The sequence below is a fragment of the Pseudonocardia sp. genome, from assembly GCF_025465255.1.
GTDB lineage: Bacteria > Actinomycetota > Actinomycetes > Mycobacteriales > Pseudonocardiaceae > Pseudonocardia.
This window is the reverse complement of record NZ_JAODNI010000038.1, coordinates 1-9,005: the sequence shown is the minus strand read 5'-3', so window position 1 is coordinate 9,005 and position 9,005 is coordinate 1. Positions and strand designations below refer to the sequence as shown.

General features: G+C 71.2%; 5 protein-coding genes and 4 pseudogenes. 3 read left to right on the top strand and 6 right to left on the bottom strand.

Going from position 1 to position 9,005, the window contains the following annotated elements; genetic code table 11:
* The 3 genes and pseudogenes from JWP64_RS04005 to JWP64_RS03995 form a co-directional block, all read left to right on the top strand.
* Positions 1-518, top strand: a 518-nt coding sequence (locus JWP64_RS04005; RefSeq protein ID WP_297492370.1) for a catalase, incomplete at its 5' end; no start/stop codon positions are given.
* A 153-nt stretch (positions 519-671) separates the two neighbouring features.
* Positions 672-890: pseudogene (locus JWP64_RS04000) on the top strand (WhiB family transcriptional regulator); the annotation flags it as partial.
* Positions 891-1,104: 214 nt separating this feature from the next.
* Positions 1,105-1,613 (top strand): annotated as a pseudogene (locus tag JWP64_RS03995) (transposase); the annotation flags it as partial.
* Positions 1,614-1,717: 104 nt separating this feature from the next.
* On the opposite strand, the gene hemC reads toward JWP64_RS03995, so the two are convergent.
* The 6 genes and pseudogenes from hemC to JWP64_RS03965 form a co-directional block, all read right to left on the bottom strand.
* A complete protein-coding gene (gene hemC / locus JWP64_RS03990) occupies positions 1,718-2,704 on the bottom strand; it encodes a hydroxymethylbilane synthase (RefSeq protein ID WP_297492368.1) in 987 nt (328 codons plus the stop codon).
* Positions 2,701-4,179 carry a glutamyl-tRNA reductase gene (hemA, locus tag JWP64_RS03985; protein ID WP_297492366.1) on the bottom strand — a complete coding sequence of 493 codons (1,479 nt, stop codon included), beginning with the start codon at positions 4,177-4,179 and terminating at the stop codon, positions 2,701-2,703. Before hemA ends, hemC begins: the two co-directional genes overlap by 4 nt.
* A 216-nt stretch (positions 4,180-4,395) precedes the next feature.
* Entirely contained in the window at positions 4,396-5,376 is a 981-nt protein-coding gene (locus tag JWP64_RS03980) for an NAD(P)-binding domain-containing protein (protein WP_297492364.1), read from the bottom strand.
* Between the two features lie 230 nt (positions 5,377-5,606).
* Positions 5,607-6,692: pseudogene (hemE, locus tag JWP64_RS03975) on the bottom strand (uroporphyrinogen decarboxylase); the annotation flags it as partial.
* Between the two features lie 866 nt (positions 6,693-7,558).
* Positions 7,559-7,849: a hypothetical protein gene (locus JWP64_RS03970; RefSeq protein ID WP_297492362.1), complete on the bottom strand. Its 291-nt coding sequence runs from the start codon at positions 7,847-7,849 to the stop codon at positions 7,559-7,561.
* A 322-nt stretch (positions 7,850-8,171) separates the two neighbouring features.
* A pseudogene (locus tag JWP64_RS03965) lies at positions 8,172-8,755 on the bottom strand (transposase family protein); the annotation flags it as partial.
* Positions 8,756-9,005 lie beyond the last annotated feature (250 nt).

Below are 9,005 nucleotides of genomic sequence, written 5' to 3'. Positions count from 1 at the left end.
CGTTCGCGCCCAGCAACCAGGTGCCCGGCACCGGGCTGTCCCCGGACAAGATGCTGCTGGCCCGCGGGTTCTCCTACGCCGACGCGCACCGCGCCCGGATCGGGGTGAACTACAAGCAGATCCCGGTCAACGCGCCCAAGGCCGAGGTCAACAACTACTCGAAGGACGGACGGATGCGGGTGCAGAACGCTACCGAGCCGTTCTACGCGCCCAACTCCAAGGGCGGCCCACAGGCCGACCCGAGCCGCGCCGCCGAGGTGCACTGGGAGGCCGACGGCGAGATGGTCCGCTCGGCCTACACGCTGCGCCCTGACGACGACGACTGGGGCCAGGCAGGCACGCTCGTGCGTGAGGTGTTCGACGACGCCGAGCGGGCACGACTGGTCGGCAACATCGTGGGCCACCTGCTCGACGGGGTGACCGAGCCGGTCCTGCAGCGCGCCTTCGAGTACTGGCACAACGTCGACAAGGACCTGGGCGACCGGGTCGAGAAGGGCGTCCGCACCGGACAGTCCTGATCGGCGTCCCTCGCTGCGGCAGACGAGTGCCCGGCGCCCCGGGGGGCGCCGGGCACTCGCGCATCCACCGATCGGAATCCCCCCGAGGACCCGACCCGTATCTCGAACAACTGCACCGACAGCGGAAACCCAGGAGGAAACGGAGTGACCGACATGCACTGGCGGGATCGAGCGGCCTGCCGCACGGAGGAACCGGAACTGTTCTTCCCGGTCGGCACCGGCCGGCCGGCACTGGACCAGCTCGCCGAGGCCAAGTCCGTCTGCGGCGGCTGCCTCGTGGCCGGCGAGTGCCTGGCCTGGGCGCTGGGGACCGGCCAGAACGCCGGGGTGTGGGGCGGGATGGGTGAGGACGAGCGACGCCGGCTCCGGCGGGGTGCGCTCCCGGGCACGGTGTCCGGCGGCGCTCATGTGGACTTTGTGGTCAGGCGGCGAGCGCCTCGATCCGAGGGCGTGGGTTCGACCCCGACCCGGGCCGTGCCCTCGACCCGGTAGCTGTGCGCCCGCCGGACGGCATCCGTCCACCCGGGGCCTCCGGTGCACGTGACGAGGACCGGACGCGAGCTCGCACCGCACCCGCGCCCTGACCACCACAGCGGGCGATCTGGAGCTGCGGATCCCGAAGCTGCGCACCGGATCGTTCTTCCCGTCGCTGCTCGAACGCCGCCGGCGGGTGGATCAGGCGTTGTTCGCGGTGGTGATGGAGGCCTACCTGCACGGCGTGTCGACCCGCAAGGTCGACCACCTGGTCAAAGCGTTCGGCGCCGACACCGGGATCTCCAAGTCGGAGGTCTCGCGGATCTGCGCTGATCTCGACACCGAGGTCGGTGCGTTCCGCGACCGCAGCCTGGCCGAGCAGGTGTTCCCCTACGTCTTCCTCGACGCGACCTACTGCAAGGCGCGGGTCAACCACCGCGTGATGTCCCAGGCCGTGGTGATCGCGACCGGGGTCCGCGCCGACGGTTGGCGGGAGGTCCTCGGGTTCGCCGTCGGCGACAGCGAGGACGGAGCGTTCTCCGACGGGCGTTCCTGCGCTCGCTCAAGGCCCGCGGGTTGGGCGGGGTCCAGTTGGTGATCTCTGATGCCCACGCCGGCCTCGGTGAGAACACCATGGCCCTGCTGGCCACGCTCGCGGCCGAGGAGGTGGCCACCGCCGAGCTCATCACGGCATGATCTGAACCGCAGAGACCCCGCGGACCGAGCTACACCACCCGAGGGGACGCGACCGGCGTCCGGTCCATCAGCTCAGCGCCGCCGTCCTGGAGCAGCATGTGGGCCAGCCGATGACCGAGCGCGGCGCCGTCGCCGACCACGCCGGTCATCTGCCCGCGGATCACCGAGGAGCCGTCCGGGGCGGCGATGACGCCCGAGAGGCGCAGCGCCGGTGCGGCTTCGGGCTCGACGATCAACTCCGCCAGTGCGCCGACCGGCGCGGTACAGCCGGCGTCGAGCGCGGCCATGAAGCCGCGTTCGGCGATCGCCACCGCGCGGGTGGGTGCGTGGTCGAGGGCCGTGAGCCGGTCCGCCGTCGCCGGGTCGTCCGTGCGGCACTCGACGGCCAGCACGCCCTGCGCCGGTGCCGGCATCAGCATCGCCGGGTCGAGGGGCGTGGCGTCGGCATCGAGCAGTCCCAGCCTCGACAGTCCCGCCATCGCCAGGACGAGGGCGTCGACCTCGCCGTCGGCGAGCTTGCGCAGCCGGGTGCCGACGTTTCCGCGTATCGGGACGATCTCCGGTCGCAATCCGAGGGCGCGGAGCTGAGCGGCCCGCCGGGGTGACCCGGTACCGATCCGCACTCCGCGCGGCACTGCGTCGAGGCTGGTCCCGCCCGGCCAGATCAGCGCGTCGCGCGGGTCCCCGCGGACCGGGAACGCCGCCACCCGCACCCCCGGTACCGATGCTGTGGGCAGGTCCTTGCAGGAGTGCACCACCAGGTCGACCTCCCCGCGCAGCAACGCCTCGCGCAGGGCGGTGGTGAACACCCCGGTCGTGCCGAGCCGCTCGATCGGCGCGGTCGACCCATCCCCCGGCGTGCGGACCGTGACCAGGACGACGGGCCGGCCGCACCGTTCACGCAGCTGCCCGGCGATCCGCCCGGACTGGGCCAGTGCGAGCGGGCTGCCGCGGGTACCCAGCCGCAGCGGCCGGCACTCCGAGGAGGCGCCGGCCCGCGCCACGATCTCGGTCACGCCTTGGCCTCACTCGCACTGAGGTCGAACAGCTGTCGCAGCGCCTCGAGATAGACCGACCCCTCCGGATCGGCGGACAACTGCTTGGCCCGGACCGTCGGCCGGTGCAGGAACTGGCGGAGGATGCGATAGACGGTCGCCGCCGTCTCGGCCCGTTGGTGTTCGCTCAGGCCGGGCAGCCGGCCGTGCATCCGGAGCAGTTCGACCTCGGCGAGCTGTCGGACGTGGGAGTGCATCGCCCCGATGAAGGGGGCCGCGGCCGCTTCGCTCTGCCGCTCGATGTACGAGGCGACCTCAGCAGCGACGATGGCGCGGACCCGGGGGATCTCGTCCGGCACCTCTTGCTCTGCCAGGTGCCGGCCGAGCGCGTCGATGTCGACGAGCGTGACACCGGCCAGTCGCCCCACGGCAGGTTCGACGTCAGGCGGCATACCCAGGTCGAGCACGAACAACGGCCGGTCCCCGGCCCGCTCCCGGGCCGCCCGCACCTGCTCGGCGAGCACCACGGGTACCACGCACCCGGTGGCGGTGACCAGGAGATCGGAGTCGGCGAGCGCAGCGGGCACGTCGACGGCCCGTAGAGCCGTCGCGTGCACGGCCGCGGCCACTCCTGCAGCTCCCGCCTCGCTGCGGCTGGCCACCGACAGCTCCCCTACGCCGCCCTCGCGCAGCAGCCGTGCCGCGAGCCGGCCCACGGCGCCGGTCCCGAGGACCACGGCACGACGGGCGGCGAGCCCACCGAGGTGGGCATGGGCGAGCTCGATGCCGGCACGGGCGAGTGAGATACCCGCGGTGCTGATCGTGGTCTCCGTGCGCGCCCGCTTGCTCGCTCGCAGGGCCGCGTCGGTCAGGCCGGTGACGATGGGCCCGATGGTTCCCGCTTGGGCGGCCGCCCGGGCGGCGGCCTTGATCTGCGCGACGATCTGGTCCTCCCCGACGGCCATCGAGTCCAGCCCGCACGCAACCGAGAAGAGGTGCTCGACGGCCGAAGCGCCGACGCGGATGCGGGCCATCCGCAGGATCTCGTCGACCGGGATCCGCCCTCGCGCGGCCGCCAAGTCGGCAACCGCCCGGGTCACCTGCTCGACCGGTCCCTGCGTGCCCGCGTAGACCTCGATCCGGTTGCAGGTGGACAGGACGACCACCTCGTCGATGGCCGGCACGGCGTGCAGCCGGGCCATCACATCGCCAAGCTGCGTGGACGGCACGACGAGCTTTTCGAGTACCTCGGCCGGAGCGATCCGGTGGGACAGGCCGATGCTCACAATCGTCATCGCAGACAACCACTCAATCTGGGTTTCCCCACGTTTCGGTCGTGGTCCGATCGGGGCGTCCACGCCCGGGCAGGTGCAAACTGGGCCGCATTCAGGATCGCGGTGCGATCGGCTCTCGTCTTCACGGCCAACGGCCGTTCTCGCTTCCCGTCGACTGCAAGGCGCCCCTGCCTGCTGGCAGGAATGCTGCGGTTCGGCCATTCCGGCGGGGCGCCACTCAGCAGTCCACTCGGTCGGGTCCCGGTCGCGGGACCGGCGCGCAGCAGTTCACCGCGCACGGCGCGCCGTTGACGGTGCAGTGGGGGTACCTGCCAGCTGCAAGGCCGGACGGGCCGGCGGACAACCCCGAGAAGCATGGATTGCCGGCGACGCATCGGTCCTCGGCTGGGTACACCCCCGAGGCGTTGATCGCGGCATTCAGCGGACGCCAGGGGCAGGTTGCTGCGCGACGACGTCGAGGGCGCGGCGTGTGGCCTCGCGGAGTGTGGACACGCTGCGCTCGAGCGCGGCGCGTTCGTCCGGGGTCATCCGCGGCTGGTGCATCCTTACTACGCCGCCGGCGCCGAGCACGCTGACCAATGACAGGGTGACGTCGAAGTCGGGGTTGTAGGCGGCGACCGGGAGGACAGCACGTTCGTCTCGCAGCACCGCCTCGACGAGGCGCGCGGAAACGGCCCCGATGCCGTATTGGCTGGCCCCGGTGCCCTCGATGATCGTGATGTTCGCGTACCGGATGCTTTCCTCGATGTCATGCCGCACCGCGTCCAGGCGCTGCCTGTCCTCGCCGAGCAGCTCCAGTACAGGGATGCCGCCCACCTCCGCGGACGACCACAGCAGCACTTCGGACGTGCCGTGTTCGCCGACCACCATCGCCTGCACGTCCAACGGGCGTACTCGTAACCGATCGGCCAGGTGCACACGGAAACGCAGGCTGTCGATCAGCGTGCCGGTGGAGAACACCCGGTCGTGGCCGGCCAGGTGACGGGTGAGATCCGCGAGCGGGTCCGGTGGGTCGGTGACCACCATCAGCACAGCCTGTGGCGCGACCGAGACGACTCGCGGCACGATGTCGGCGTAGATCTTCGCGTTGGTATCCAACAGGCGCAGGCGGCCTTGCGCGTCGGAGCGGTCGGTGGCGCCCCCGGCCTTCTCGTTGACTCCCGCGGTGATGACCACCAGCGCGGCGTCGACCAGATCCTGATAGCCACCCGCGCGCACGTCCACAACCGGCGACAGCGGCGCCGCGTAGCGCATGTCGGCAGCCACACCGGCCGCCCGTTCGGGGATCCGGTCCACCAGCACGATCTCCCGGCACGTCCCCCCGCGTTCGATCAGTGACAGCACCGTCGCCGCCCCGACCGCGCCCGCTCCGATCACACCGACCTTCACGACGAACACACTCCTTCCGAATCCGGACCCGCGCCCGTTGTGCCGTCTCGATCAGGCAGGCTGCAGCCGCACCGGCTCTGGCACTCCTGCCCTGCACAGGTGACCGTGCCCCGCCGGCCCCTGCACTGCGGCCCTCGATCCGCCCACGATGTGCCGCAGGGGAGCTGGATGAGCCGACCGCGGTCGGAATGCGGATCCGTCTCGACCTGTTCGGTCTGTCGGATCGGACCGACATCGGGCTGATCGTGGACCAGCTCGACCAACCGCGTGAGGACGTCCGGGTCGGTCTCCGGCAGCACGCCGTGCCCGAGGTTGAACACGTGCCCCGGCGTCCGGCGACCCTCCGACGCGATCCGCCGCACCTCGCTCTCGAGGGACCCGGCGTCGGCGAACAGCACCGCCGGATCCAGATTCCCCTGCACCGGGCAGGCTCCGCCGGCCCGCCGCGCGGCGACGTCCAGCGGGACCCGCCAGTCCACCCCGACGACGTCGGCCCCCGCCTCGGCCATCGCATCCAGCAGCTCCCCGGTGCCCACCCCGAAATGGATCCGCGGCACCCCGGCGTCCGCCAATCGGCCGAGCACCGACGCCGAATGCGGCAACACGAACTCGCGGTAGTCGCGCTCCGACAGCGCTCCGGCCCAGGAGTCGAACAGCTGCACCGCGTCCACCCCGGCGTCGACCTGCGCCTGCAGGAACGTGAAGGTGAGCTCGGCCAGCCTGCCCAGCAGCGCATGCCACACCTGGGGCGCCGAACGCATCAGCGCCTTGGTGCGCTCGTGGTTTCGGCTCGGGCCACCCTCGATGAGGTACGAGGCCAAGGTGAACGGCGCCCCGGCGAAGCCGATCAGCGGCGTCTCGCCCAACTCGGGGAGCAACAGCGCGATCGCCTCGGTGACCGGGCTGACCTGCTCGGGCTCCAGACGCGGCAACCGCTCGACATCGGCCGCCGTCTGCACCGGGTGCCCGACCACGGGCCCAGTGCCCGCGACGATGTCGACGTCGACGCCCGCGACGTGAAGCGGGACCACGATGTCGCTGAACAGGATCGCCGCGTCGACCCCGTGCCGGCGCACCGGTTGCAGGGTGATCTCGCAGGTCAGGTCAGGAGTCAGGCAGGCCTGCAGCATTCCGGTGCCGGCCCGGAGCGCGCGGTACTCCGGCAGCGACCGCCCGGCCTGCCGCATGAGCCACACCGGCAGGTGCGCGGGCCGCTGCCCACGGGCTGCCGCCAGGAAGGGCGCCGACCTCAGGTCACGCCGAGTGCCCGGAGATCCGGCGGGCCGAGGAGGCACGGCGGGGACGTACTTCGACAGTGCGGTCATGACTCCGGTTCACCCCGCTCCATCAACACCGTGGGTCGAGCTGTCACGGTGACCTCACCCCCGCAGTTCCAGCAGTTCGGCTCGCTCTCGAGGTCTCGCCCTTCGACCTCGCAGGACCGGCAGATCCAATGCGCGAAGACCTGGAATCTCACAGCCAACTCCCTTCGGTCCATGACGGCGGGCACCCCAGTGGTAGGGCAAGCGCCGAGTCGGTCGTGCGACGGTTCACCCGTGTCGCGCCGAGCCCCCTGGAGCCACGCTCACAAAGCTCGGCCTCCACGTTCGCCGTCCGTACCGGCATCCGTAGCGAGGACCTCACGCCGCCTCGAGCAGCGCTCGGCCGGAGGGGGTGAGCCGCGCCGGCCCGGGCTGCGGGCCGGCGGCGGCGATCAACCCGGCACTCGTCAACCGCGGGGCGACGAACTGATCACAGCAACACAGACCATCAACGGTCAGCGACCCGCCGCCCGCCCCCGACATCTGACACCGGCCGGCGGCCACGGCCCGCAGGACGGCGACGTCCCGCCGGCTCAGCGGGATGGACGGCGCCGCCGCCGGGGGCGCTGCCCTGTCCTCGCCCCTGCCGTCGGCACGCCCCGGGCTCGGCTCGTACTCCGACCCGACTCGCCCCGCATGCGGTCGGGCCGCTGCAGTCCGCGTCAGGCTCCTGCGGTGTGCGCCTGTCGTCATCATTCCAACTCGCCTATTCTCAATGATTGTCATGGCGCGATTTCAGGTCACCCGATACATTCGCTCGGCGTGGCAGTCGTGCCCGACAAATCGTGTATAAGAATCTGCGCGCCGCGACTCGCGCCGCACCACTGGCGGAATCGACGCGGTTGACACGGTCGTGGCGGGCCGTTGCACTACCCCTGCCTGATGCTCGCCGCCGTCAGGCAGCAGCGCTCAAACTGAGGGTCCAGCAACAGCCACAGTCGGCGATCGAGCAGCAGGTCGACGTCGGCCCAGAGCTCTTGGACGAGCTCCGGGAACCGCGGGGGCGTGGCCTCGATCTGCTTGTACAACCGGCCGATGTGCTGGTCCACCGCGCAGAGGTCCGGGCACGGGTACGACGTGCCTCGGCCGCCGATCACCGTGGTGAGATCCACGCTCTGGGCGCCGCGGTCCGAATCCGGCTCGGGATTCCAGTTGATCATCCAATTCATCATGCGATCCTCAAGTTTGGGTCGGGGTGGGGCACGGTCGGCCGATCAGCCCTACCTCGCGGTTCCTCTGCCGAGGCCCCTGGGGCGCAGACCTCTCGTGCCGACCGCCCGGTGAAAGCCCCACGCGAAGGGCTGTGCGATCGGCCTTGCTTCACGGAAACAGCGTCGCGGCCACACCCCACCGCGCGCATCACCGCCAGCGGCCCTCGCTCTCTGGTGCTGGCTGGAGTCCTCGGAGTCCTGCTGGCAGTAGTGGCTGACCGGCCCGGGAGAGCCGCCGGTAGCGGCCGGTGTCCGGGTCGAGGCGCCGCCGCCGCTGCGGAACCGCCACCGTCGGGCCGGCGCCTTGGTAGGCCGTGTCCGCGACCGCGGGGATGTCGGCGCCGGTGATCGCGTCGATGATGCCGTGCTCGCGGGCGGCGCCTATGTCGTGTCGGGCACCGGGCAGGGGCGGCGAGATCCACACCAGCCGGCCGATCGGGTCGGCGATGACCTGCACATTCAGGCCGTGGGCCTTGTGTTTGCCGGGTAGAACGCCCGGTCCCGGCCCGAGGCCATGGCGACCCGGTCGATCCGCAGCAGGGTGCCGTCGCCGATCACGAACGCCTTCCGGCGGGCGACCTCGATCGCCTGCTCCAGCGTGGGCGCCATCGCGGCCAGCAGCGTCAGCGCCTCGCGGACGTAGCGGTAGACGGTCGAGGTGCCGATACCGAACCCGCAGGCCAGGTCGGCGTAGGTCTCGCCCTTGCGCAGGTAGGCCACCACCAGCAGGGCTTGGCGGCCCGCGGAGAGCTTGCGCCATCGGGTCGCTCGCTGGCTGCGGTGCGCGCGAAGGGCATCGGTCAGCGTCGTGAGCGCGCGACCGGACACGGTCATCCCGGACGGGTAGGACAGCACGTGAGGCTCCTGGTTGGACGGATTGATCTAGGCAATCGCCCGTCTACCAGGAGCTTCACCCATTCGAGGTCACGCCACGCCGCACGCGCCCTGACCTGGCCGTCCAGCAGGTTGGCAAAGGTTCACTGGTGCTCCGCGATTCAGCGCTGCATGGCAAGACCTACGACTTGTCCGGCCCCGATGCATACACCTTCCCCGAGATCGCGCAGTTGCTCAGCAGAATCCTGGGCCATCCGGTCACGTACGTTCC

What these genes read in the sequence shown, in the direction of transcription:
- hemA (WP_297492366.1), bottom strand. Translation starts at nt 4,179, where the DNA reads ATGGCCGAACCGCAGCATTCCTGCCAGCAGGCAGGGGCGCCTTGCAGT.
- JWP64_RS03970 (WP_297492362.1), bottom strand. Translation starts at nt 7,849, where the DNA reads ATGATCAACTGGAATCCCGAGCCGGATTCGGACCGCGGCGCCCAGAGC.